At 70.0% G+C, this 25,446-nt stretch carries 21 protein-coding genes; 7 read left to right on the plus strand and 14 right to left on the minus strand.

The window, feature by feature from the left end; genetic code table 11:
- Positions 1-19 precede the first annotated feature (19 nt).
- The 5 genes from EIZ44_RS18800 to EIZ44_RS18820 all read left to right on the plus strand — a co-directional run bounded on the left by EIZ44_RS18800 (position 20) and on the right by EIZ44_RS18820 (position 7,408).
- The gene (locus tag EIZ44_RS18800; RefSeq protein WP_134730111.1) at positions 20-1,399 is read left to right on the plus strand and encodes an ABC transporter substrate-binding protein; all 1,380 of its coding nucleotides are present in this window, start codon (positions 20-22) and stop codon (positions 1,397-1,399) included.
- Positions 1,377-2,351, plus strand: coding sequence for a carbohydrate ABC transporter permease (locus tag EIZ44_RS18805; RefSeq protein ID WP_134730113.1), 975 nt, complete (start codon positions 1,377-1,379; stop codon positions 2,349-2,351). The genes EIZ44_RS18800 and EIZ44_RS18805 overlap by 23 nt, the downstream gene beginning before the upstream one ends.
- The gene (locus EIZ44_RS18810; RefSeq protein WP_037812911.1) at positions 2,348-3,217 is read left to right on the plus strand and encodes a carbohydrate ABC transporter permease; all 870 of its coding nucleotides are present in this window, start codon (positions 2,348-2,350) and stop codon (positions 3,215-3,217) included. The genes EIZ44_RS18805 and EIZ44_RS18810 overlap by 4 nt, the downstream gene beginning before the upstream one ends.
- Positions 3,218-3,266: 49 nt before the next feature.
- Entirely contained in the window at positions 3,267-4,853 is a 1,587-nt protein-coding gene (locus EIZ44_RS18815; protein WP_134730115.1) for a glycoside hydrolase family 13 protein, read from the plus strand.
- A gap of 203 nt (positions 4,854-5,056) precedes the next feature.
- Complete coding sequence (locus EIZ44_RS18820; protein ID WP_134730117.1) at positions 5,057-7,408, plus strand: alpha-L-fucosidase; 2,352 nt, start codon at positions 5,057-5,059, stop codon at positions 7,406-7,408.
- Here EIZ44_RS18820 and EIZ44_RS18825 read toward each other — a convergent pair.
- Genes EIZ44_RS18825 through EIZ44_RS18835 form a run of 3 tightly spaced genes read right to left on the minus strand, consistent with a single transcriptional unit; the run spans position 7,389 to position 9,255 of the window.
- Positions 7,389-7,871 carry a CBS domain-containing protein gene (locus EIZ44_RS18825; RefSeq protein ID WP_134662221.1) on the minus strand — a complete coding sequence of 161 codons (483 nt, stop codon included), beginning with the start codon at positions 7,869-7,871 and terminating at the stop codon, positions 7,389-7,391. The two genes, EIZ44_RS18820 and EIZ44_RS18825, sit on opposite strands and share 20 nt — an antisense overlap.
- Positions 7,853-8,035: a hypothetical protein gene (locus tag EIZ44_RS18830; protein ID WP_037812919.1), complete on the minus strand. Its 183-nt coding sequence runs from the start codon at positions 8,033-8,035 to the stop codon at positions 7,853-7,855. Before EIZ44_RS18830 ends, EIZ44_RS18825 begins: the two co-directional genes overlap by 19 nt.
- Positions 8,036-8,037: 2 nt before the next feature.
- Entirely contained in the window at positions 8,038-9,255 is a 1,218-nt protein-coding gene (locus tag EIZ44_RS18835; protein ID WP_037812920.1) for a PucR family transcriptional regulator, read from the minus strand.
- 212 nt (positions 9,256-9,467) lie between these two features.
- Here EIZ44_RS18835 and EIZ44_RS18840 point away from each other — a divergent pair, with 212 nt between their 5' ends.
- A complete protein-coding gene (locus EIZ44_RS18840) occupies positions 9,468-11,738 on the plus strand; it encodes an FdhF/YdeP family oxidoreductase (protein WP_134730119.1) in 2,271 nt (756 codons plus the stop codon).
- A 105-nt stretch (positions 11,739-11,843) separates the two neighbouring features.
- Here EIZ44_RS18840 and EIZ44_RS18845 read toward each other — a convergent pair whose 3' ends face one another.
- Positions 11,844-12,893 carry an FUSC family protein gene (locus EIZ44_RS18845; protein ID WP_134730121.1) on the minus strand — a complete coding sequence of 350 codons (1,050 nt, stop codon included), beginning with the start codon at positions 12,891-12,893 and terminating at the stop codon, positions 11,844-11,846.
- A 118-nt stretch (positions 12,894-13,011) separates the two neighbouring features.
- On the minus strand, positions 13,012-13,968 hold the full coding sequence (locus EIZ44_RS18850) for a phosphotransferase family protein (protein WP_134730123.1): 957 nt from the start codon (positions 13,966-13,968) through the stop codon (positions 13,012-13,014).
- 144 nt (positions 13,969-14,112) lie between these two features.
- Between EIZ44_RS18850 and EIZ44_RS18855 the strand changes: the two genes are divergently transcribed.
- Positions 14,113-14,676, plus strand: coding sequence for a YbhB/YbcL family Raf kinase inhibitor-like protein (locus EIZ44_RS18855; protein WP_240691346.1), 564 nt, complete (start codon positions 14,113-14,115; stop codon positions 14,674-14,676).
- Between the two features lie 18 nt (positions 14,677-14,694).
- Here the strand turns inward: EIZ44_RS18855 and EIZ44_RS18860 are convergent, their stop codons facing one another.
- From EIZ44_RS18860 to EIZ44_RS18900, 9 genes are all read right to left on the minus strand, one after another.
- Entirely contained in the window at positions 14,695-15,774 is a 1,080-nt protein-coding gene (locus tag EIZ44_RS18860; RefSeq protein ID WP_134662452.1) for a zinc-binding dehydrogenase, read from the minus strand.
- The gene (locus EIZ44_RS18865; RefSeq protein WP_134662226.1) at positions 15,774-16,058 is read right to left on the minus strand and encodes a putative quinol monooxygenase; all 285 of its coding nucleotides are present in this window, start codon (positions 16,056-16,058) and stop codon (positions 15,774-15,776) included. Before EIZ44_RS18865 ends, EIZ44_RS18860 begins: the two co-directional genes overlap by 1 nt.
- Positions 16,055-16,648: a glycerol-3-phosphate responsive antiterminator gene (locus tag EIZ44_RS18870; protein WP_134662227.1), complete on the minus strand. Its 594-nt coding sequence runs from the start codon at positions 16,646-16,648 to the stop codon at positions 16,055-16,057. Before EIZ44_RS18870 ends, EIZ44_RS18865 begins: the two co-directional genes overlap by 4 nt.
- Before the next feature lie 234 nt (positions 16,649-16,882).
- Positions 16,883-18,445: an FAD-binding oxidoreductase gene (locus tag EIZ44_RS18875; RefSeq protein WP_134730125.1), complete on the minus strand. Its 1,563-nt coding sequence runs from the start codon at positions 18,443-18,445 to the stop codon at positions 16,883-16,885.
- Complete coding sequence (locus tag EIZ44_RS18880) at positions 18,442-20,127, minus strand: glycerol-3-phosphate dehydrogenase/oxidase (RefSeq protein ID WP_134730127.1); 1,686 nt, start codon at positions 20,125-20,127, stop codon at positions 18,442-18,444. Before EIZ44_RS18880 ends, EIZ44_RS18875 begins: the two co-directional genes overlap by 4 nt.
- A 46-nt stretch (positions 20,128-20,173) precedes the next feature.
- Positions 20,174-21,652 (minus strand): FGGY family carbohydrate kinase, encoded by a 1,479-nt coding sequence (locus EIZ44_RS18885; RefSeq protein ID WP_134730129.1) that lies wholly within the window; start codon positions 21,650-21,652, stop codon positions 20,174-20,176.
- Complete coding sequence (locus tag EIZ44_RS18890; RefSeq protein WP_037812936.1) at positions 21,649-23,073, minus strand: MFS transporter; 1,425 nt, start codon at positions 23,071-23,073, stop codon at positions 21,649-21,651. The genes EIZ44_RS18885 and EIZ44_RS18890 overlap by 4 nt, the downstream gene beginning before the upstream one ends.
- Positions 23,074-23,231: 158 nt before the next feature.
- Positions 23,232-23,963, minus strand: coding sequence for an amino acid ABC transporter ATP-binding protein (locus tag EIZ44_RS18895; RefSeq protein WP_134730131.1), 732 nt, complete (start codon positions 23,961-23,963; stop codon positions 23,232-23,234).
- Positions 23,963-25,444 (minus strand): ABC transporter substrate-binding protein/permease, encoded by a 1,482-nt coding sequence (locus EIZ44_RS18900; protein WP_134730133.1) that lies wholly within the window; start codon positions 25,442-25,444, stop codon positions 23,963-23,965. Before EIZ44_RS18900 ends, EIZ44_RS18895 begins: the two co-directional genes overlap by 1 nt.
- Between the last annotated feature and the right edge of the window lie 2 nt (positions 25,445-25,446).

Genomic DNA, 25,446 nt, shown 5'->3' on the forward strand with positions numbered 1-25,446 from the left:
CCGCGAGATGAGGCTTGAGATGAGCAGACCCTGGTCCCCCGCCGTTCCCCGCCGGACGTTCGCCCTGCTCGCCGCGGCGGGCCTGCTCCTGGGCGCCAGCGCGTGCGGGGGCGGCGGCGATCCGGGAAGCTCCGCCGGGGGCAAGGTCACCATCACCGTCACCGGCCAGCCGCCGACAAGCCAGCCGTTCGAACGCGGCGTTTTCGACGCCGACGTCAAGGAATTCGAAGCGACGCACCCGAATATCCGCATCGAACCGCACGAAGGGTTCATGGACCCGAAGACGTTCGGCGCGAAACTGGCGGGCGGGCAGCTCGAAGACGTCTACTACGTCTACTTCACCGATCCCGCGCAGATCATCGCCCGGCACCAGGCCGCGGACATCACCGAAGCGGTCAAGAAAGTCCCGCACATCAACGACCTCAAACCCGAACTGCTCGACAATTTCCGCGGCCCGAACGGCAAGCTCTACGGCCTGCCCACGATGAATTACACGATGGGCCTGCTCTACAGCCGCCCGCTGTTCCAGAAGGCCGGGCTCGACCCGGACAAGCCGCCGCGGACCTGGGACGAGGTGCGCGCGGCGGCCAAGAAGATTTCCGCGCTGGGCAACGGAATCGTCGGATACGCCGACTACAGCAAGAACAACCAGGGCGGCTGGCACCTCACCGGCTGGCTCGCGTCGATGGGCGGCTCCGTCGCGCGCAAGGACGGCAGCAAATGGGTCGCCGATTTCGACAACGAAAAAGGCAAAGCCGCCCTCACCATGCTCCACGACCTGCGCTGGACCGACGATTCCATGGGCAGCAAACAATTGCTGGAAGCCCAGGACGTGCAGCGGATGATGGGCGCGGGCCAGCTCGGCATGTACATGGCCGCCCCCGACAACGTTCCGGTGCTCGTCAAGCAGTTCAACGGCAAGTACGCGGACTACGGCATCGCCGGGATGCCGGACGGCAAGGGCACGCTGCTCGGCGGCGAGGGCTACATGATCAACCCGAAGGCGTCGCCGGAGAAGATCAAGGCCGGTCTCGAGTGGATCCAGTGGAAGTACCTCAACCCGGACCGGTTCGAGAAGCACATCAAGCAGTACGTCGACGGCAAGCAGCCGGTCGGGCTCCCGGCCGAGCCGACTCCGGACGTCTGGCAGGGTGCGGTGCGCGACCAGCAGCTGGCGCTGAAGGCCAAGTACGCCAACGTCCCCGCGCGGAACTACCAGTCCTATGTGGACTCCACAGGCACGATCAAGGGCAGCGTCGAACCGCCGAACGCACAGCAGGTCTACGCGATCCTGGACAGCGTGATGCAGGCGGTGCTCACCGATCGGAACGCGAATATCGACCAGCAGCTCTCGTCCGCCGCGGCGAAGGTCACCAGTGTCCTCGCCCAGGTCAAGTAGCCTCCTCGCCTGGCCCGCGACGTCCTCGTCGCCGGCCAGGCGACCGGCCGCCTCCCCCGCCGCGCGGCGCCGGGCCCGGCTGCGCCGCAAGCTCAAGGAGAACCTCACCGCCTACGGGCTGCTCTGCGCCGCGCTGGTCGTGTTCGCGATGTTCTCCTGGTACCCGATCGTGCGCGGGGTGCTGCTGAGCTTCCAGCAGGTCGACTTCGTCAATCCGCCCACCTGGGTCGGGCTCGACAACTTCGCCCGGCTGTTCGCGGACCCGCTCTTCGGCGTCGCCTGGCGGAACACGCTGCTGTTCACCGGTCTCGCGCTGGTTTTCGGGTTCGCGGTCCCGTTCCTGACCGCGGTGCTGCTCAACGAGATGCGGCACGCCCGCGCGTTCTTCCGGCTCGCGGTGTACCTGCCGGTGATGCTGCCGCCGGTGGTGACCGCGCTGATGTGGAAGTGGTTCTACGACCCGGGTTCCGGCCTGTTCAACTCCGCGCTCGGCGCGTTGGGCCTGTCCGGGCCGCAGTGGCTCGATTCGAGCGGCACCGCGATGCTGTCGCTGGTGTTCGTCTCGACCTGGGCGAACATGGGCAGCACCACGCTGATCTACCTGGCCGCGCTCGGCACGATCCCCGGCGAGCTGTACGAGGCCGCGGAACTCGACGGGGCCGGGATGTGGAAGCGGCTGCGGCACGTGACGTTCCCGCAGACCCGGTTCGTCCTGCTGATGCTCCTGCTGCTGCAGATCGTCGCGACCATGCAGGTGTTCACCGAACCGTACGTGATGACCGGCGGCGGCCCGGACGATTCGACGGTGACCGTGCTCCTGCTGCTCTACCGCTATGCCTTCGTCTACAACGACTTCGGCTCGGCGAGCGCGATGAGCCTGCTGCTGTTCCTGGCGCTCGGCGTGTTCTCCGCGCTGTACGTCCGGCTGACCAGGAAGGCGGACCAGGCATGAGGACGCTCGTCTCGCCCGGCGCGCTGCGCAGCCGCCGCGGCAAGGTGGTCTACGGCGTCGTTTTCGCCTGCACGCTCCTGGTCTTCGTGCTCGCCTTCCTGTTCCCGCTGTACTGGGCGGTGACCGGGGCGATGAAGACGCCGCAGGAACTGGCGCAGACCCCGGCGACGCTCGTCCCGCACGAGTGGCATCCGGAGACCTTCGGCGAGGCCTGGGACCAGCTGAACCTCGGCAAGTACTTCCTCAACACCCTGGTCGTCGCGGGCGGCGCGTGGCTGGCGCAGATGGCCATCGACGTGCCCGCCGCCTTCGCGCTGTCGAAACTGCGGCCGAAGTTCGGCAACGCCGTCCTCGGGATCATGCTCGCCACCCTGATGCTGCCCGCGGCTGCGTTGCTGGTGCCGACCTACGTCACCATCACCGATCTGCCGCTGCTGCACCTGAACCTGATCGACTCCCCCGCCGCGGTCTGGCTGCCCGCCGCCGCGAACGCGTTCAACGTGTATGTGCTGAAACGGTTCTTCGACCGGATCCCGGACGAGCTGATCGAGGCCGCACGGCTCGACGGCGCGGGACCGGTGCGCACGCTGTGGCGGATCGTGCTGCCGATCTCGCGGCCGATCCTGGCCGTGGTGTCGATCCTCGCGGTGGTCACCGCGTGGAAGGACTTCATCTGGCCGCTGCTGGTGTTCCCGGACAGCGGCAAGCAGACGCTTTCGGTGATGCTGCAACGAGTCGCGATCGACATGCCGCTCAACGTGCTGACCGCCGGGATGGTGCTCGCCAGCCTGCCGATGGTGGCGCTGTTCCTGGTGTTCCAGCGGCAGATCCTGTCCGGGCTCACCGCGGGCGGGCTCAAGGGCTGAGCCCGTCCCGCACCTCTCGCTTTCCCCCACCACGAGGAGGGTTTTTTCCGTGACCGCATCGCGAAGACAAGACAGCTGGTGGCGCACCGCGGCGATCTACCAGATCTACGTCCGCAGTTTCGCCGACGGCAACGGCGACGGCATCGGCGATCTCGCCGGCGTCCGCGCCCGGCTCGACCACCTGGCCGCGCTCGGCGTCGACACGCTGTGGTTCACTCCGTGGTATCCGTCGCCGATGGACGACGGCGGCTACGACGTCGCCGATTTCCGCGACATCGACCCGCTGTTCGGCTCGCTCGCCGAGGCCGAGGCATTGATCGCCGAGGCGCACGGACGCGGCCTGCGGGTGATCATCGACATCGTCCCGAACCACTGTTCCGACGAGCACCGCTGGTTTCGCGAGGCACTCGCCGCCGGGCCGGGTTCGCTTGAGCGGCAACGGTTCTGGTTCCGTCCGGGCCGCGGTCCGGACGGCGCCGAGCCGCCGAACAACTGGAAGTCGCGCTTCGGCGGATCCGCCTGGACGCGGGTGCCGGACGGCGAGTGGTACCTGCACCTCTACAGCTCGCGGCAGCCGGATTTCAACTGGGACAACCAGGACGTGCGCGCGGAGTTCGAGGACGTCCTGCGGTTCTGGTTCGACCGCGGCGCGGACGGCTTCCGCATCGACGTCGCCGACGGGCTGGTGAAGGACGCGCGGCTGCCGGACGTCGAGGCGGGCGACGAGACGCCGTTCTCCGATCAGGAGGGGCTGCACGAGATCTACCGGGCGTGGCGCAAGATCGCCGACAGCTATCCGGGCGAACGCGTGCTGGTCGGCGAGATGTGGCTGCCGGACATGTCCCGCACCGCGCGGTACCTGCGCCGCGACGAACTGCATTCGGCGTTCAACTTCGATTTCCTGGTCTGCCCGTGGGACTCCGCGCGCTTCCGGGAGGTCATCGAGCGGACGCTGGAAGCGCACGACGCCGTCGGCGCGCCGCCCGCCTGGGTGCTGTCGAACCACGACGTCACCCGGCACGTCACGCGGTATGGGCGCGCGGGCGACACCGGGTTCTCGTTCGCGGACCGGCTGCACGGCAGTTCGGTGGACCTGGTGCTGGGCACCCGGCGCGCCCGCGCGGCGGCGTTGCTGACCATGGCGCTGCCCGGCGGGATGTACGTCTACCAGGGCGAAGAGCTGGGGCTGTGGGAGGTCGAGGACATTCCCGCGCACCTGCGGCAGGACCCGGTGTGGACGCGCACGAACGGCGCCGACCCCGGCCGGGACGGCTGCCGGGTGCCGCTGCCGTGGTCCGGCGACGCGCCGCCGTTCGGCTTCGGCCCCGGCGGCGCGTGGCTGCCGCAGCCCGCGGAATGGCAGGCGTACACGGCGGAAGCGCAAGCGGGCGACCCGGCGTCGATGCTCAGCCTGTACCGCGCCGGACTGCGGCTGCGCGCGGAACTCAGCGGAGAGCTCGAGTGGCTTTCGCTGGGTGACGGCGTGCTGGCTTTCCGCCGGGGGCCGGGATTCACGTTCGTCCTCAACTTCTCCGGTGCCCCGGTCCCGCTGCCGCCGCACGCGGAAATCCTGCTGGCCAGCGACCCGGTGACCGCCGAACTGCCGACGGACACGGCGGTCTGGCTGCGCTCCTGACCCTCGTTCGCGAAAAGCCGATCACCGCTGCGGTGGTCGGCTTTTTCGCGGTGCTCCGCTGAGCGGGATCTCCTTGACAGCATCCCAGTGCGCGCCGACGATGATTCATCAGATGTATCGGCCACTCGCTTGCCCTGATTCCTCGGATGATCGAGAAATTCCGCGCTAGGCATCGGACCACTGGACTTCACTGTGGAGGTTCCATGACGACCTATCCTCGTCGGCACGCACTCGGCATGGCACTCGGCGGCGCGGTGCTGCTCGGACTGCCGAGCACCGCGGCAGCGGCGGGCGGGCCGGCGCAGCCGGTGGTGACGGACGGGGCGGGCGCGCCGGTCGTGCCGCCGCCCCCGCCGGTGCCGGTCCCGCTCGACGCGTGGTTCGACAACGACGGCGTCGACTCCGCGAGCGCGCACGACGGGAACTTCGACGGCTCCGGCTACACCTTTCCGGCGGAGCAGATCCCGGCGGGCAGCACGGTCACCGCGGGCGGCGTGCCGTATCTGCTCGGCTCGGCGGCGGCCGGGGCGAAGAACAACGTCATCGCGCTCGGCCAGCGCATCGACCTGCCGAAGGGCCGGTACTACGGCGCCGCGTTCCTCGTCGCGTGCAGTTACGGCAGCACCGGAGGCGACGCGACCGTCCACTACGCCGACGGCAGCACCAGCACCGCCACCCTGTCCGGCTCCGACTGGTGGGGCTCCGGCGGCGCTGTCGTCTCGACCTTCCGCTACGGCCCGGGCGGCGTCACCGACCAGAACCCGGTGTCGATCAGCACCGCGCAGGTGTGGATGGACCCGGCGCGCGAGGCGGTCGCGCTGACTCTGCCCAAGACCGCCGCACCGGCGGTGAACGTGGCGAGCCTGCACGTGTTCGCCTTGACGCTGCAGCCGATCGCGCAAGGCCGTTCGGCGACGGTCCTCGACGCCCGGGCGACCGCGAACCTGCTGCAGGACGGCGGTCCGCAGGCGGTCGAGGCGACGATCGTCAACACCGGCACCGTCTGGCTCGAAACCCGCGACCGGATCACCGTCACGCTCGACGTCCCGGGCGGCCGGGTGCGCACGCCCGCGCCGATCCCCCGCCTCGCGCCCGGCGAACAGACCACGGTGCGGCTCGGTCTCACCGCCGACCGCGGCCTGCCCGCGGGGACTCCGGCGACCGGCCGGATCCGCGTGCTCGCCGACCGGTCGACGATCGCCACCCGGACCCTGCCGGTGCCGCTCGGCATCCCGGATTTCCGGCCGACCGACGCGTCGCTGTCCACGCACCGCGCGCCGTATTGGTTCTGCGACGCCAAATTCGGCATCTTCATCCACTGGGGCGTGTACTCGGTGCCCGCGTGGGCTCCGGTCGGGCAGCAGTACGCCGAGTGGTACTGGAACAACCAGCAAGATCCCCACGGAGCGACCTACGCCTATCACGCGAAGACTTACGGCGAATCGTTCGTCTACGACGACTTCATCCCGAAGTTCACCGCCGCCCGGTTCGATCCGCGTTCGTGGGTGCGCCTGATCGAGGACGCGGGCGCGCAGTACTACGTGCTCACGTCCAAGCATCACGACGGTTTTGCCTTGTGGGACACCAAAGTCAGCGGCCGCAACGCCAAGAAGCTAGGCCCGCGCCGCGACCTCGTCGCCGACCTGTTCGCCGCCTCGCGCAAATACACGCCGGGCCTGCGCAACGGCCTGTATTTCTCGCTGCCGGAATGGTTCAACCCGGACAACCCGTGGATGGGCCACGCGCCGCGCAATCCGTACACCGGCGCGCCGCTGCCCTACACCGGGTACACCGCCGGACGCGATTTCGTGAAGGACCTCCAGGCGCCGCAGGTGCTGGAGCTGATCTCCGGCTTCGACCCGGACGTGCTGTGGTTCGACATCGGCGGCGTGAACGACAGCCGCGAAGTGCTCACTGAATACTTCAACCGGGCCAAGAACCGGCGTCGCCCCAAGGACGTCACGTACAACGACCGCGGCGGCATCCCGGACCACGACTTCACCACGCCGGAGTACACGACGTACCCGAACACCGTCGTCGCCAAGTGGGAGTCGAGCCGGGGCCTGGACCCGTTCTCCTACGGCTACAACCGCGCGACGCCGGACGACAAGTACATGACCACCGACGACGTGGTGCACACGCTGGTCGACGTGGTGTCGAAGAACGGCAACTTCCTGCTGGACATCGGCCCCGATTTCGACGGCACCATCCCGGCGGTGATGCAGCAGCGGCTGCGCGAGACCGGAGCCTGGCTGCGCACCAACGGGGAAGCGATCTACGGCACCACGTACTGGTCACGCATGGCCCAGCTCGGCGACCTGCGGTTCACCGTGCGGCCCGGTTCGGCGTTTTACGTCATGTCGCTCGTCGCGCCCGGCTCGCAGCTCGTGGTCGACGCCCCGGTCCCGATCCGCCGCCGCGACCGCGTGAGCATGCTCGGTTACGGCGGTCCGCTGCACTGGAGCCAGAGCGACGGACGGCTGGTCATCGACGTTCCGGCGGCGGCGCGTGCGGCCGGGAAGCACGCGTGGGTGTTCAAAGTGGACTGGCGCTGAAACTGACCGGGGCGGTCCGCGACGGGCCGCCCCGGCAGCCGCTCTCCCGGTCTTGCGCGCGGGCCGCCACGTCGGCGTCCGAGCAGAAGCCGCGGCCGCTGCGCTTCAAACACAGCAGCCCCAGCAACCGGCCGCTCGCGTCCACCACCGCCAGCCTGCGCCGCGACATTCCCAGCCACGTCGCGTACAGGTCGGCCTCCGGGGCCACGACCCGGCCGGTCAACTGGCCCGCCCGGTACGCCGGTAGCGCGTCCGGCTGCCCGTCCAGATCCGGCCGTTCCACGACGCTCAGCAGCGTTCCCCCGGAAACGACCAGCGCGGCGTGCACGTGATCGTCCTCGAAGAGCGCGCGCACCTCGTCGACCGTCGCCGACGCGTCGAGCACCTTCGGCGCCCGGAGCATCGCCTCGCCGACGGTCGACGCGCCGCGGAAATCCGGTTCCGTCACTGCGGGTTGTTCCACTCCGCGTCAGCCTGGTCCTCCGCCTTCGTGCGTTCGCGCGCCAGCTCCAGCGCCCGCCGCGCGGTGGCCTCGTCCGGGTACGGGCCGAGCCGGTCGACGCCGCGCGCTTGGCGGCCGCGCTCGACCTCGTTCGTGCGGGTGTTGTAGTACCACTCTTCAGACATCGTCAGCTCCCAAGAGAATCGATCGAGCGCACCGAATCGACCCGCAGCGCCTGCATCGCCGTGACCAGCTCGGCCAGGTCCCGCGGATCGGTCAGCGTCCGGTCGGTCAGTTCCCGGATCCGGCGCAACCGGTACCGGACGGTGTTGGCGTGGCAGTGCAGCACCTGCCCCGCGCGTTCGGAGGAGCCGCCGTGCGCGAAGTACGCGTCCAGCGTCTCCAGCAGCACGTCGCGTTCCTCGGCGGGCAGTTCCAGCACCGCCCCGAAGACCTGCTCCCCCAGCCGGCGGCCCTCGTCCGGGTCGTAGGCGACGAACGCGGCCAGCGGGCTCGGGTCGAACGCGCGGACCTCGCCCCGTTCGGGCGGGATGCCGGACAGCGCCGTGCGCGCCAGGTGGACCGCGCGCGGGGTTTCGGTCAGCGAGCGGAACAGCGGGCTGACGCCGGTGCGGGCCAGCGCCAGTTCGCGAAGCAGGCCGAGCATCGTGTCGTACTGCTCCTCGCGCAGCGACACCACGCCGGCCTGCAGCGTCGGCGACAGATGCCACGCCGACACGATGCCGAGCTGGCCGAGCCGTCGCTCGACGCCGACCAGGCTTTCTTCGGCCAGCCCGCGCGTCTCGGCGGCGACCACGGTCAGCTTGCCGTCCAGCGACAGGCCGAGCAGCCGTCCCGCCTCCCACGGCCCGGAATCGGAGCCGCGCGCGCCGGTCAGCAGCGCCTCGGCCAGCGCGGACCGCCGCCGCTGCTGCGCGACCAGCAGTTCCGCGCTCGCCGCCCGGTACGCCTCGGTGACGCGGACCGCGTGCTCGTCGGTGACCTGCCACAACAGGCTCGCGACGTCGATCAGCACGTCGGTGCTCCCGGTTTCGCGGGCGCGGCCCACGAGCAGGTCCCACAGCATCGCGCAGGCGATCCGGTACACCTGCAGCACCTCGGGCAGCGGCGCGCCCTGGTGCGCCCGGCGGCGGCCGGTCTCCTTCGGCGCGCGCTGGTCCGGGGCCTCGCCGCCGCCGAGCGCGTCGACCATGAACCGGAGGTTCACCGCGATCGAGCGGTGCAGGTCGGCGCGCGGGACGATCTTCTCGTCCCGGTACATCCCGATCCGCTCGCAGCTCGCCGCGCAGACGTCGTCGATCAGCCGGGGCAGCCGTTCGTCGGCCCAGGCGACGAGTTCGGTCAGGGCGGCGGTCCGCACAGCGTTTTCCTCCCGGTCGGCCACGTCCGGGATCGTACCCGCGTCCCGGAGCGGCCGCCCACGCGGATTTCCCTCCCGGGGAAACGTTCTCCGTTTTCCCGCGCATTTTGTGGACCGGCACAGAAATGTTTGTCGCGCTCCACAATAAGCCTGTTCGCATTCCCCGCCCGGATGCCCGGAGCGGGCCGTCGTGCTTGAATCGACAGGGAAGCACAGACGCGGTCGAGAGGGTTACGGTGGACGAGCAGCGCGAGGGTCAGCCGGAGTTCAAGCCATACCACCACCCGGCCGCGGGCTGGGGCGCGGCGAAAAGCGTGACGCAGTTCCTCGTCCGGGAACGGGAACTCGTCGCCGGACCGCGCGCGATCGTGAAGATGAACCACGAGAACGGCGGCTTCGACTGCCCGGGCTGCGCGTGGCCGGACGACACCAAGGGCCTGCATCTCGACATTTGCGAAAACGGGATCAAGCACGTCACCTGGGAGATGACGCGGAAACGCGTCGGCGCGGAATTCTTCGCCGCGCACACCGTGTCCGAACTGGACGGCTGGAGCGACACCGCGCTCGAGGCGCAGGGCAGGCTCACCGAGCCGCTGCGCTACGACGAGAAGACCGACCGGTACGTGCCGATCTCGTGGGCCAAGGCGTTCGAGCTGGTCGGCGCGACGCTGCGCGGTCTCGACTCCCCGGACCAGGCGGCGTTCTACACCTCCGGACGGCTCGGCAACGAGGCGACTTTCCTGTACCAGCTGTGGGCGCGGGAGTTCGGCACGAACAACCTGCCGGACTGCTCGAACATGTGCCACGAGGCGAGCGGCCGCGCGCTGCAGGCCGCCCTCGGCACCGGCAAGGGCACCGCGGACATCCACGACTGGGAGGCCGCCGACGCGCTGTTCATCATGGGCGTGAACGCGGCGTCGAACGCGCCCCGGATGCTCACCGCGCTCGCCGAAGCGCACCGGCGCGGCGCGCAGATCGTGCACGTCAACCCGCTGGTCGAGGCCGGGGCCACGCGCACGATCATCCCGCACGACTTCGTCCGGATGGCGACCTTCCAGGCGACCCCGACGTCCACGCTCAACCTCCAGCCGCGCATCGGCGGCGACCTGGCGTTCATCCGCGGCATGGCGAAAGCCCTGCTCGAGATGGCCGAGACCGATCCCGGGGCAATCGACTCGGAGTTCCTGGAGACCTACACCAGCGGCGTCGAGAAGTACCGGGTCGTCTGCGAAACCACGTCCTGGGCCGAACTGGAGCGGCAGTCCGGGCTGACCGAGTCCGAAATCCGCGCGGCGGCGAAGATCTACCGCGACGCCGACCGGTCGGTCATCAGCTGGTGCCTCGGCGTGACCCAGCACGAACACGGCGTCGACACCGTCCGCGAGATCGTGAACCTGTTGCTGCTGCGCGGAAACATCGGCCGCCCCGGGACCGGCCCGTCGCCGGTGCGCGGGCACAGCAACGTGCAGGGCAACCGCACCTGCGGCATCGACCACCGCCCGGCGCCGGAGTTCCTCGACAAGCTCGCCGAGGTCTGCGGCATCGACCCGCCGCGCCACCACGGACTCGACACGGTCGGCACGATCGAAGCGATGCACCGCGGCGACGTGCGCGTATTCGTCGGCATGGGCGGCAACTTCGCCCTCGCCGCGCCCGACACGCCCTACACCGCGGCCGGGCTGCGCAAGTGCGAACTGACCGTGCAGGTCAGCACCAAACTCAACCGCAGCCACCTCGAACACGGCAAGCAGGCGCTGATCCTGCCCTGCCTGGGCCGGACCGAAAAGGACTTCCAGACGGCCGGGCTGCAGTCGACGTCCGTCGAGGACGCGATGAGCATGGTCCACCTGTCCACCGGCATGAAGAAGCCCGCCTCGCCGCACCTGCTGTCCGAGCCCGCGATCATCGCCGGGATGGCGAGCGCGACGCTGCCGGAAAGCCCGACGCCGTGGGATGATTACGTCGGCGACTACGACCGGATCCGCGACACGATGGCGCGGGTGCTGGACGGTTTCGAGGACTTCAACACGCGGGTCCGGCAGCCTCTGGGCTTCCGCATCCACCAGGCCGCGCGCGAACGGGTCTTCCACACGCCGTCCGAACGCGCCGAGTTCTCCACCGCGGAGTTGCCGGACGTGGTCCCCGCCGCCGGGACGCTGGCGCTGGGCACGATGCGCTCGCACGACCAGTGGAACACGACGATCTATTCGGACGACGATCGGTATCGCGGCATCAAGAACCTCCGCACGCTGGTGTTTTTGAACGCCGAGGACATGCGGGACCGGGGGCTGAGCGAGTTCGACGAGGTGGACATCACGGCCACGGCGAAGGACGGGACGACACGTTCGGTGCAGCGGTACCGGGCGATCCCGTACGACATCCCGCGCGGGTGCGCGGCGGGGTATATGCCGGAGATGAACGTGTTGTGCGCCATTGGTGATTACAGCACGCAGAGCGATCAGCCGTTGATGAAACATCTGAAGGTCACGGTCGAACGCTCCGCCTGAGCGCCGTGGTCCGGCACGGGGCGCGGACCAGCACCGCGCCCGAGTGGCGGGCAGCTGCGCGGCCGGAGATGAACGTGTTGTGCGCCACCGGCGAACACAGCAACGTCACGGTCGAACGCTCCGCCTGAGCACCGCGGTCCGGCACGGGGCGCGGACCAGCACCGCCGCCCCGATGCCCGCCGCCACGCCTACCAGGGTGTCCGCCACCCGCGCCGTCAGCAGCGTCGCGGGGGCGGCGGGGGCGGCCAGTTCCGTCATCACCAGGATCAGCGGCGTGAAGAACCCCAGCGCGATCCCGTAATGCCGGGACATGAACAGCTCCGTCGGGAACAGCAGCACGACCACCGCCAACGCCAGCGGCGCGGCCGCGAATCCCGGCAAGAGCAGCAAGGCCGTGACGACCAGTCCGGCGAGCGTCCCGACGACCCGGTGCGCGCTGCGGTCCAGCACGCTGCGCAGGCCGGGATGCAACCGGCTGCGCGGGTCCGCCGCTGCCAGCGGGACCGCCGCCGAGGCCATCGCCCAGTTCGCGTGATCCACACCGAGCAGCAGACCGACCGCGCCCGCGGCGGCGATCGCCAGCGCGTACCGGGCGGCGTGCACGACCGCGCAGGCGGCACCGCATTCCGGGGCGCACGTGGGCGTCCCCGGCGTGGGCGGGCGTTCCGGACCGGTCAGTCCAATGAGGACACAACCGGCGATTGTGCCCGCGCACAAGGCGATTCCGACCCACGGTTCGACCCGCCCGGCGGGCACCAACGCGATCGCGCCCAGCGCGAAGATGCCGAAGAACGGTCCGCGCGGGCTCAAGTCGAGGCGATTCGTCACCAGGGCGCAGCCGAACGAGAACGTGGCCTCGGTGACGACCAGCAGCCAAGGCGGCGCGTGACAGGCGGACAGCAGCACACCCAGTGAGACGCCGCTCAGGAGCACCGCACCCGCCTGGAGCTGGTGCCGGAAGCGGAGTGCGCGCGACTCGGCCCGGCCGTACATCCCGGCGAACGAACCGAACGCGGCGAAAATGATCAAGTCCGGACGGCCCGCCGCGAGCAGCGCCAGCCCGGGAATCAGCAGCCCGGCCGCGACCCGGCCGGCATGCCACCATTCGCCGCCGTCGAACGAGCGCGCGGCTGCGGCCGAGGTCGCCACCGGCACCTGTCCTCCGCTTGATCGTCTGACGGGAAGTCACCGGGATCGGCCGGTCGTCTTACGATACCTGCGCGAAGGGCGGGAGAAGGCCGGATTGTGGGGCACCACAATAATGTCTGCGCCGTCAGCCAAGCTGGCCGAGAGTGCGGACGACGTTCTGGTCCACGATGTCCAGCATCGCTTCCCGGTGCGGGAAGTCGCCGTCGAGCAACTGCAATGGGCCTGCGACGAGGGACAAATACATCGCGAGGCGATAGAACCGCATTCGGCGGTCGTCCAGGCTCGCAACATGGAAATAGCGATAGTTTTCGCCGAAGCGCAATTCCAGGAAAACGTGTTCCCATTCGACGTCGAAGAACATCGCGCCCTCGATGTCGATGAGCACCGGCTGGTCGTGCTCGTCGACGAGGACATGGTCAGGGCCTAGTTCGCCGTGGATCAACCCGTACTCGGTGCGTGGCTCCACTGCTGCGTGCCGTTCCCCGAGCAGCGAGGCGAGGAGGTGTTCGACGGCCGCGATCTCCGGCACCCGGGCGGCGGCCTGGGCGAGGTGATCCAATGCGCGGCGCAGCACAACGTCTTGCACCGGCAAGACAGGCTTATCGGCGCCCGGACGGCCGTAGTGAGCACGCCGGGTGCGGTGCAGGGACCGGACCGCGTCGCCGAGGCGGGCCAGCACGCGCGGGCGGTCCCCGAGGGTTTCCAGCGTGCCGCCGCGCACGTCCTCGACCACCGCGACGTCACCGGCGAGGAGGGTTTTGCTGCGGTCGAGCAGGAAGATCCGCGGCACCCGGACGCCAGCCCCGGACAGCGCGGCGTGCGCGGCCTCGAACAACCCGATGCCGGTGCTGTGCCCGAAGGGATCGCTGTGGTCGGGCGATGCCGCGTCCGGCCAGTAGTCCTCGTCAGCGTTCCAGACGTAGGCGACGCTGGTCGTGCGGTCGTCGAGCGTCAGCCGGTAGACGCCCTTCTTCGAACCGCCGCGCAATCGTTCCGCCGACACCAATTCGCGGGCGCCGAACGCCGCGCGCGCCACCTCGGCCAGGTCGTGACGGCCGAGCCTCCCCCGGGGTTCGCTCACTTTCGCACCCTACCGCCGCGCCGCATGTCACTCTTGGCGGGAAACGTGGTACTCCCTGCCGCTGGCGTGCCGGTCCTCGCCGATTGCGGCGCACACTCTTCCCACGAAAGGACAAGAGACCACCAGCCGCCTCGGGAGCTTCCAGTGAGACGCACCAGAATCGTTCTCTTCGCCCTGCTCGTCCTCTGCGCCGCGAGCCCCGCCGCCGCGTCGGCGAGTCCGGGGCGCGCCGCTTTCGCGCTCTCCAGCACCGCCTTCGCCGACGGCGGGATGATCCCCAAGGTCCACGACTGCGCCAGCAGCGGCGACGGCGACCCCGAGAAGAAGGACGAGTCGCCGCCGCTGGCCTGGTCCGGAGCGCCGGAGCAGGCGAAGAGCTACGCGATCGTCATGCACGACCTCGACAACGGCATCATCCACTGGGTCATCTACGACATCCCGGCGACCGCCGCCGAGCTGCCGCAGAACGTCGACCACGCGTACCAGCCCTCGGTTCCTGCCGGGTCACGGCAGGCCTACTACCGCGGCAGCGCGAACTTCTTCGGATACCAGGGGCCGTGCACGACGAACCACACCTACGAGTGGGCCGTGCACGCGCTCAACAAGGAATCGCTCACCGAGCTCGACGCCAACTCGTCCACCCAGGCCGCCGAGACCGCCATCGAGGCGGCGACCAGCGCGACCGCTTCGCTGCGCGGCAACTCGTAGCGGAGCAGGGGGCGCGGTTCAGAAAGTGATCACCTGACGGACCGCGCCCCCGTCCCGCAGCCGGGCGAAACCGGCGTTGATCTCGTCCAGCGCGATCGAATGCGTCAGCAACGCCTCCACCGGCAGCAACCCCGCCTGGTACAGCGCGATGAACCGGGGCACATCCCGCCGCGGCACGCACGAACCCAGGTAACTCCCCCGCAGGGTTTTCTCCTCGGCTACCAGGCTTTGCGCGGGCAGGGTCAGTCCGGCGGACGGGTCCGGCAGGCCCACGGTGACGGTGGTCCCGCCGGGCCGGGTCGCGTCGTAAGCCTGGCTCAGCGCGGCGACCACGCCGGTGGTGTCGACGGCGTGATCCACCCCGCCACCGGTCCGCTCGCGGATCTCCGCGACGTCACTCACCACCGTGGCGCCCAGCGAACGCGCCAGTTCCCGCTTGCTCGCGACCGGATCGATCGCGAGCAGCGTACTGGCACCCGCGGCCTTCGCGGCTAGCAGCGCGGAGAGGCCGACTCCGCCGAGGCCGAACACGGCCACACTGTCGCCGGGACGCACGTCCGCCGCGTTGAACACCGCTCCGGCGCCGGTCAGAACCGCGCACCCGAACAATGCCGCGATGTCGAACGGCAGGGCTTCGTCGATCCGCACCGCCGACCGGTCGGACACCACCACGTGCGAGGCGAACGCCGAAACCCCGAGGTGGTGCAACGGTTTCCCGGCCGGCGACGACCACCGGACGTCGCCGCCCAGCAGCGTGCCCTCGCGGTTGGCCACCGCGGCGGGACCGCACAGCGCGGGGCGGCCGGCCGTGCACGGAGCGCAATCGCCGCAGGAGGGCACGAACGTCAGGACTACGTGTTCGCCGGGCCGGAAGTCGCTGCCCGGCCCCGCTTCGACGACCTCGCCGGCGGCCTCGTGGCCGAGCACCATCGGCACCGGACGCGGCCTCGACCCGTCGATGACCGACAGGTCCGAATGGCACAGCCCGGCCGCGCGCACCCGCACCAGCAGTTCGCCGGGACCGGGCGGGGCCAGCGTCAGCGTCTCGATCTCCAGCGGTTTCCCGACCTCGCGCAGGACCGCGCCGCGGACCTCCATCACGCGCCGACCGGGACGCAGCGGGTGACTTGCCGGTCGGACAACAGCGGCACGACCTCGCCGAGCACGATCCGGGCGAAGTGCTCCGACGCGCAGTGCGCGGTGAAGTCCGCCTCGCTGTCGTACTCCTCGACGATCACCACGACGCCGTCCTCGATTCCCGTGTGGACGGTGTACCGCAGGCATCCAGGCTCGCGCCGCGACGCCTCCGCCATCGGGCCGAGCAGTTCGACGACCCGGTCCCGTTCCGCGGTTGCATACCGGGCCACCACTACGAAACTCATTCTTCTCCTGTACGCAGCCGGGACCGGGTCAGCGACCACAGCCCCGGATCGGAGGACGCGGCAGCCGCCGCGCCCATCGCCAACGAATGCGCCACCCCGTCGCGGTCAGTGACGAAACCGGCCGCGACGAACGGCGACATGACTTCCCTCGCGGACTCGGACATCCACGGGATGATCGGGGCGGGCATCAGCTCCACCAGGTCCGGCCCGCTGCGCTTGACCGCCTCCAGGCTCCGGTTGAGGTTCGAGCGGTCGGTGACGAACACCTTGTGCATGGTCAGCATCGACAGCGCCCGCGCCCGTTCGATCGGCGCGACCCGGGTGCTGACCACCCCGGCCGCCCCGATCTCCTGGAGGAAGTCCACGCCCGCGCGGTCGGTGGCGAGCCCGGGGCACGAATCGATGTTGACGAACACGAGCTTGTCCCGCCCGGCGAGCGCCGCCACGATCTTCGGCAGCTGCCCGACCGGAACCGACGCCAGGATCCCGACCCGGGACGCCGCGGCCACGAAATCCGGCACCTTCGCGACGCCGACGACCGACGCGCACACCGGGACGTCCTCGAACGCCGCCGTGATCTTCTCGTTCATGGCCTCCACCGTTTCATGCCCGCTGCCGCTCCCCCGTCCCCGCCGCCTCGAAGGTCCGTGAGGGGAACCCTGAAGGAATCTGGTTCCGTGCGGGTAGCCCCCACGGACCGGCACAGCCCCGCCGGCCGCGGCCGGTCAGCTCGCGAACCCACTGGACTCCCGCCGCTGTCCGTGAAGGGCTCCTTGAGGGAATCAGATTCCCTCAAGGAGTCCTTCACGGACCTCAAGCCCGGCTCAGCCGGCCGAGTCCAGCGGGTTCGGGCCCAGGTCGGTGGGCAAGCCGAGCTTCCCCGGGTTCAGCAGCCCGGCCGGGTCCAGCGCCCGCTTCACCTCGACGAACGTCCCGAACCCGCTGCCGAGCGCATCCTCCAGGTACGGCCCGCGCAGCAGCCCCGACCCGTGGTGGTGGCTCAGCGCCGCCCCGTGCCGTACCAGCACCGCGTTCGCGGCATCCCACGCCGACCGGTACCAGTGCCGCCGCTTCTCCGGCTCCACGTCGCCGCGCAGCGAGAAGTACAGGCAGGCCCCGTCGGTGTAAGCGTGCGACTGGTGCGCCGACGCCGCCAAAGTCCCCGGCACGGCCTGGATCGCGGCCACCACCTCGTCGTAGATCGCCGGAAGCGCGGACCACGCACCGGCCATCTCGAGGGTGTCGGCGACGAAGCCCGGACCCGGCGTGAACCCGTCGGCGGACTTGCCGACCAGCATCCGCTCGTCCAGCCAGCGGTCGAACACCGGCTGACCGTCCAATTCGGACCCGGTCGCGGCACATTCCTCGGCGCTCACCTGGATCATCGCGTCGACCAGCACCGGGTCGCCTTCGTCGGCGATCAGCAGCAGGTTGGTGTCCGGCTGCCCGAAGTGCGTGCCGCTCTCGTGCTTGTCGTACAGCCGCATCGCGGCCGGGGTGGCGCCGCGCTGCATGATCCGGCGGCAGGCGTCGAGCCCGGCGGCGAAGGTCTCGAAGCCGTACGCGATGGCCTTCGAGTACGTCGGCAGCGGGTGCGTGCGCAGCCGCACCGCGGTGATCACGCCGAGCGTGCCTTCCGAGCCGACGAACAGCTGCCGCAGGTCGGGGCCGGTCGCGGCGCGCGGGTAGTCGCCGAAGCGGGCCAGGGTGCCGTCGGCGAGGACGACGTCGAGGCCGACGACCATGTCCTCGATTTTCCCGTACCGGGTGGACAGCTGGCCCGCGCCGCGGCAGGCCACCCAGCCGCCGACGGTGGAGATCGCGAACGCGGACGGCCAGTGCCCGGTGGTCGCGCCGTGCGTCTCCTGCAGTTCCTTCTCGAACAGGTCGCCGAACATGCCCGCCTGCACTTCGACGATCTGCGATTCGGCGTCGAACGACACGATCTTGTCGAGACCGCACACATCCAGCACGACCCCGCCGTACACCGGCAGCGCGGCCCCGGTGACGTTGCTGCGGCCCGCCGACACAGTCAGCGGCACCCGGTGCTCGGCGCACAGCCGCACCGCGGCCTGGATCTGCTCCACGGTGCTCACCTCGGCGATCACCGCGTCCGGGGTCGCCGGGGCGCCCGTGGTCTCGCCGATCATCGAGCCCGCCCACCAGTCGCGGGTGCGCAGCACGACCTCGTCGCGTTCGGTGTGCACCGCGTCCGCCAGCTCGCGCAGCGCCTCGGTCAGCGCGGCGGGCACGGCGACCGCGGCGGTCTGCAGCGACGCGTCGCCCTTGCCCGGTTCGGTGCGTCCGCCCCAGCGCGGCGGCGTCGGCGCGCCGACCACGTAATTGCCCCGGTTGAACGGGTGCGTGACGGTCTGACGGCTGATCATGCGTTGGCTCCCAACAGGTTGTCTCCGAACAGGATCGACTTCTCCCGGGCGACGTCCGCCCGGTACTGCTCCACTTGCGCCGCAACGGTTTCCGGACTGAGGCCGAGTTCCGCGCCGAGCAGATCGCCCACGAGCGGAGCGGCCTCGACCGACGCGTCCCGCGCGAACAGCCGCAGCCGGGTCCGCCGCGACAGCACGTCGTCCACCGAACGCGCCATCTCCGAGCGCGCCGCGAACACGACCTCCGCCTTGAGGAACGGCTGCCCCTCGATGAGCGGCTCCCCCAGCGCCGGGTTCTCGTCGACCAGCGCGCTCACGAACCGCGCCTCGGTGCCGTACCGGCCGCCGAGGTGCGCGGCGACGCCACCGGTCGCGGCCGTCGCCTCCGCGTCGTATCCGGCGCCGCCGATCAGCGGCAGATTCTTGGTGCGGCACTTGGCTTTCCGGCCCAGCAGCCCGAGCGCCTTGTCCACGACCAGCTCGCCCATGTGCCTGCTCGTGGTGAGCTTGCCGCCGGTCACCGTGACCATGCCCGCGGACACGGTGATGTGGTGGTCGCGGCGCATGTCCAGCGTCGCGCCCTCCTTGCCGCCGACGAGCGGACGCAGGCCCGCGTAGCTGCCCAGCACGTCGCTGGCGTCGAGCTTGGTGTCGAAGGCGATCTGGGCGCCTTCGAGGAGGAAGTCCATTTCCTCGCGGGTGCAGTGCACGTCGTCGGTCGAGCCGGTGTAGTCGGTGTCGGTGGTGCCGACCACGACGACGTCGCCCCAGCGCGTGCAGGTGGCCCGCCGCGCGCGGCCCGGGATCGGCACGGTGACCGTGCAGTCGTTGCGGATCTTCGACCACGGCAGCACGATGTGCACGCCCTTGGCCGGACGGACCTGCGGCTGGTGCCCGCTGTCGGCCATGCCCTCGACCCGGTCCGCCCACACGCCGGTCGCGTTGACCACGACGCGCGCCCGGATGTCGATCTGCTCGCCGTCAGCCTGCACGGTCGCGCCGGTGACCCGCCCGCCCGCGGTGCGCAATCCGGTCACCTCGGCGCCGTTGACCACCACCGCGCCGAGCCGGGCGGCACTGCGGACGATCGCCAGCGTCAGCCGTGCGTCGTCAGCGCGGCTGTCGTAATACATCAGCCCGCCCTTGAGGTTTTCCGCGCGCAACGTCGGCGCGTGCGCGAGCACCTCGTCCACGGTCAACCGCTGGTGCAGCTTGCCGATCCGCCAGCCGCCCGCGAGGTCGTAGGTCCACAAGAGACTCTCGAACGCCTTGGCGATGCGCGCGTCGAAAACACCGTCCTTGGCCAGGATCGGGAACAGGAAAGGCAGCCGCTGCACCAGATGCGGGGCGTTGCGGCGGAACCGCTGCCGTTCCAGCAGCGAATGCCGGACCAGGTCGAGGTTGCCCTGCTCGATGTAGCGCAGCCCGCCGTGCACCATTTTGGACGACTTCGACGAGGTTCCGGACGCGAAGTCGTCGCGCTCCACCAGCGCCACTTTGAGGCCGCGGGAGGCGGCGTCGAGCGCGGTGTAGGCGCCGGTGACGCCGCCGCCGATCACCAGCACGTCGAACGTGCCGGTTTCGAGGTCGGTCAGCGCGGTGCGGCGGTCCAGCCGCAACGGCGCGGACAGGGTCGCCCTCGCGGCGACGGCGTTCGGCCGTCGGGACGGCAGTGTGAACATGAGCTTGTCTCTCCACTCAACAGTTGAAAGCGTCCACAGAGGACGGTCAGGACAGCGAAGCCGCGAGCACGCTCTGCCAGCGGGCACGCAGTTCGCGCCGTTCGTCCTCGGGCAGCCGAGGCTCGAAGACCTCGCCGTTCCCCAGGTTCGCAACGGCTTCGGCCAACGACGGCCACACGCCGAGCCGGACGCCCGCGAGATACGCGGCGCCCCGCAGGCTGGCGGTCGCCGAATCGGCCACTCGCTCGATCTCGACTCCGGCGAAATCGGCTTGGCTTTGCAGCAGGACGTCGCTGGCGGCCAATCCGCCGCCGGCACGCAGGCGGGTCACCGGCCGGTTCATCGTCGTCCGCAGCGCGTCGACGGTGTCGCTCACCGCGTGCGCGATCCCGTCGAGCACCGCCCGCGCCACCACGTCGCGGGTGGTGGCCAGGCTCAGCCCGGTCAGCAATCCGCGCGCACCGGGTCGCTGCACCGGAGTGCGCAGCCCGGCCAGCGTCGGCACGAACCAGGTCGACGTGCTGCCCGGCTGGGTCGCCGCGAGTTCGCTGATCTCGGCGGCGGACCGGAAAAGCCCGAGATCCTCGGTGAGCCACCGCAAGGCGGAACCGGTGGTGGAGGTGTAGGCCTCCAGGCTGAACCGGCTGTGTCCCGCGCTGCGCCAGCCGACGAGGCACAGCACGCCGTCGACCTCGCCGAGCCCGTCCGGCGGTTCGTCCCCGGCCAGCGCGCCGACGAACGTGCCGGTGCCGTGCACGCAGGTGCCCTGGCCCGGGGTCAGCGCGCCGAGCGCGATCAGCGAGGCGTGCTGGTCGCCCATCACCGCGGCGATCGGCACCTCGATGCCGAGCAGAGCCGGGTCGGTGTGCCCGAAATCGCCGTCGTCGTCGACCGGCGGCGGGGCCAGCTCGGCCGGGAAACCCAGTGCGGCCAGCCATTCCCGGTCCCACGCGTGCTCGCGCAGCCGGTACCCGCCGAACGCGACGGCGTTGGTCGCCGACATGACATACCTGGTGCGTCCGCTGAGATGCCACACGAGCCAGGTGTCGACCGAACCGAACAGCACGCGGTCGGCGGGCACGTCGAGCTGGTCGAGCTGCCGCGCCGCCCAGAGGAACGGCGCGCGGGTGCCGACCGGGCGGCCGGTCCGCTCCCACAGCACCGGATCCCACTCCGGAGCGAGCTTCGCCAGCTCGTCCGCGTACCGGGTGTCCTGCCATACCACGGCCGGAGCCAGCGGCCGCCCGGTCACGCGGTCCCACAGGATCGCGGTCGCGCGCTGCGTGCACACCGACATCCCGACGATCTCGACGCCGTTCTCCCCCGCCCACGCGATCGCCTGACGGGCGACGTCGACGGTGCGCTCCAGCAGTTGCGCCGCGTCCTGCTCCACCCGCGACGGTTCCGGATGGACGACGTCGACGGCGGTGTAGAACGACGGGCCGGACATCCCGTCCTCGCCGACCACCGCTGCCCGCGTGCCGGTCGAACCCTCGTCGACCGCCAGGATTCCGCGCCGCGTCACGCCGTCCTCCCCGGCAGCGAGATCTCCTCGTCGTCCGGGTCGACGCCGCTGCGGGTCGGGTCCCAGCGCACGACCAGGCAGGACACCAGGCCGAGCGCGGGCACCGCGGCGAGCAGCGCGATCGTCGGGCCGAGGCCGATCGCCTCCTTGATCTGCGGGAACACGTACAGCCCGATGACGCTGCCGAAGCTGCCGAGCATGCCGGTCACGCCGGTGCCGAGGGTGCGCACGTCGCTGCGGTAGGACAGCGCCGCGATCGACTTGCCGTTCGCGCCGGGGCCGGCGGAATGGAAGAAGATGAACAGGAACGGCAGCAGGAACCCGATCGCGATCGGCAGCTTCCCGAAGCCCAGCCCCATCACCAGCAGGATGGCGAACGCGAAGGCGTAGCCGACCGCCGAGCTGACCCGCAGCCCGATCTTCCGGCCGAACCACGCCGACAGCGCGCCGCCGACGATCCCGGCGACGTTGAACACCATCGACCCGAGCGTGGCCGTCTCGAATTCGTTGCCGAAGATCGCGAGGCTGATCACCGGCAGGTACCAGCCGATCGCGAAGTACTGCATCGCCTGGGTCAGCGAGATCGCCGTGGACAGGAAGGTGCGCTGCAGGTACGGCTTCCGGAACAGCACGCCCGCGTGCCGGAACCCGATCTTGCGCTCCTCGGCCGCGGCGTCGGCGCCGCTGGCCGTTCCCGGCTCCACGTCGAAACCGTAGATCCGGCGCAGGCTGCGCGCCGCTTCGGCCAGGCGGCCCTTGGACGCGAGCCAGGACGGGCTTTCGGCGAGGAACGCGATCTGCAGCACCAGCAGCGCGAGCGCGAAGACCCCGGCCGAACCCACCGACCAGCGCCAGATCTCCACCGAAACGCCGGCTTGGTAGAAAAGCAGCGTCAGCGCGAGGTTCACCGTGGTGGCGACGTACCAGACGGACTGCCACAGGTTCAGCCGTCCGCGCAGCTTCGCGGGGGTGTACTCGGCGAGCAGCGCCATCGCGACCGCGAAGTCGATGCCGTAGGCGACGCCGACCAGCGCGCGACCGGCCCAGACCGCCTCGAAACTGCCGCCGGTCGCGGTGAGCACCGCGCCGAGCCCGGCGATCGCTTTCGCCGCGATCAGCGGTTTGACCCGGCCGATCCGCGCGGCCAGCCAGCCGCCCGCCGGGTTGAACAGGATGGCGACCGCGGGCGCGGTCGCGGTGAGCAGGCCGACCTGGCCCGCGCTGAGCCCCAGTTCCTTGGTCATCGGCGCGAGACCGGCGCCGAGCGCGGCGTTCGAGTAGGCGTCGAGGAACAGCCCGCCCAGGACCAGGTACCACAGCAGGTTCGCCTTGCGCGGCAACTTCGACAACGTGTTGATCAGCGCGGTGACCTGCGAAACATTCGCGATCGATCGCGGCGTTGCGACCGTGGGTGAACTCATGGACCGCCAACTTTCTGCGCTGGCTGTCAGCGATCCCGGCATACAAAAAACAGACACGACGAAGACCGCTGACAGTGGCTCTTCGTCTGTGCCTGTCTGAGGAAGCAAGATTAAGCGGCGTGCTCGCGGGCGTCAAGCGGCCCGCGAGCACGCGTCGGTCAGAGCACCTTTTCCAGGAAGGCCTGGGCGCGCGGATTCGCGTTGCCCGCGGAGAAGAACTCGGCAGGCGGCAGGTCGGCGGCGATCTTCCCGCCGTCGACGAAGACCACGCGGTCGGCGACCTTGCGGGCGAACCCCATCTCGTGGGTGACCACGAGCATCGTCATGCCGTCCTTGGCGAGCTCGGACATGATGTCGAGGACGTCCTGCACCACCTCGGGATCCAGCGCCGAGGTCGGTTCGTCGAAGAGCATCAGCTTCGGGTCCATCGCGGCCGCGCGGACGATCGCGACGCGCTGTTTCTGCCCGCCGGACAACCGGTTCGGGTACGCGCCGGCGCGGTCGAGCATGCCGACGCGTTCCAGCAAGGCGCGCGCCTTCGCCTCGGCCTCCTCTTTGGACCGTTTGAGCACGTTCATCTGTGGCAGCACGACATTGCGCAGCACTGTCATGTTCGGGAACAGGTTGAAGTGCTGGAACACCATGCCCATCCGGGACCGCAGCCGGTCAAGATCGACGCCGCGCCCGGTCAGTTCCTCGCCGTCGAACGAGACGCGGCCCGACGTCGGGGTCTCCAGGAGGTTGAGGCAGCGCAGGAAGGTGGACTTCCCGCCGCCGCTGGGCCCGATCACCGCGACGACCTGACCGGGTTCGATCGCGAAGTCGATCCCGTCGAGTACCTGGACGTCCCCGTAGGACTTGGCGAGGCCGTGAACTTCCAACAGTGCCATCAGATGTACACCGCCATCTTCTTCTCGAGGGTGCGCGTGGTGCCGCTGATCAGGTTGGTGAGCAGGTAATACAGCAGGCCGATGAACAGGTACACGGTCAGCGCGTCGAAGGTGCGGGAGATGATGGTCTGCCCGACCAGGAACAGCTCGTGGATGGTCACGAAGGAGACCAGCGCCGAGTTCTTCGTCAGCGACACGAATTCGTTGCCCAGCGGCGGAAGCATCCGCAGGAACGCCTGCGGGATGATCACGTGCCGCATCGCCGACACCTGCGACATGCCGCACGACCGCGCCGCTTCCAGCTGTCCGCGGTCGATCGACTGCACGGCCCCGCGGAAGATCTCGGTCACGTACGAACCGCTGTAGAGCCCGAGCGAGATGATGCCCGCGGTCATCGGCGGGAGTTGCAGGCCGAGCTGCGGCAGTCCGAAGTAGATGAAGAACAGCTGCACCACGAACGGCGTCCCGCGGATCACCGACACGTAGACGTTGCCGATCCACCGGACCGGCGCGATCTTGCTGAGCTTGGCGAATCCGCCGAGCGCGCCGAGCAGCAGGCTCAGCGCCAGCGCGAGCAGGATGACCTGGAGGCTGACCAGCAGGCCCTGCCAGAGCTGTCCCGAGGAGTCGACGATGGTGGAGAAGTTGAACAGCGAGTGCCCGCCCGACTTCGCAGCGGTGCTCTCCGCGCCGAACCACTTTTCGGTGGACTGCTTGTAAGTGCCGTCGTCGCGCATCTGCTTGAGCGCGGTGTTGAACGCGGTCCGCAGTTCGGTGTCGGCCTTCTGGAAGGCGTAGCCGTAGTTCTCCTCGGTCAGCCGGTCGCCGACCTGCTTGAGGCCGCCCTGCTGCGCGATGAAGTACTTCCCGGCGGGAGCCCCGGTGACGACCGCGTCCGCCTGGCCCAGCTTCACCGACGAGAACATCTGCTCATTGGTCTGCGCCGTGATCAGCTGCGCGGCGGGCTGGTGCTGGGTGAGCCAGTCGACCGACTTCGTGCCCACCTGGACCGCGACCCGCTTGCCGGCGAGATCCTTGAGCGAGGTGACCGAGTTGTCCTTGTCGGACACGAAAACCGCGAGCCCGCCCGGATAATAGATGTCCGAGAAGTCGACGGCCTTCTCCCGCGCGGGGCTGATGTAGATCGCCGACGCGCCGACGTCGATCTGGTTCGCCTGCAGCGCCGGGACGATGTTCCCGAACGGCATCTGGACGAAGTCGACCTTCTTGATGCCCGCGCGCTGCGCGAGCGCCCGGACGAGGTCGATGTCGAAGCCGAGCTGGCCGCCCTTGGCGTCGGTGAACTCGAACGGCGGGAACGTGGCGTCGGTGCCGACCCGGAGCGCGGTCTGCCCGGACCGCAGCGCGGCGAGCTTCCCGCCCTGCGGCTCGGCCGCGCTCGCCGCGCTCACGGGCAGGAACGCGAGCAGGCAGGCCAGCAGCACGGCGCCGAGCCGCGGCCAGATTCGCTGAGGGGGCATGG

The organism is Amycolatopsis nivea, from assembly GCF_004522235.1.
Classification (GTDB): Bacteria; Actinomycetota; Actinomycetes; order Mycobacteriales; family Pseudonocardiaceae; genus Amycolatopsis; species Amycolatopsis nivea.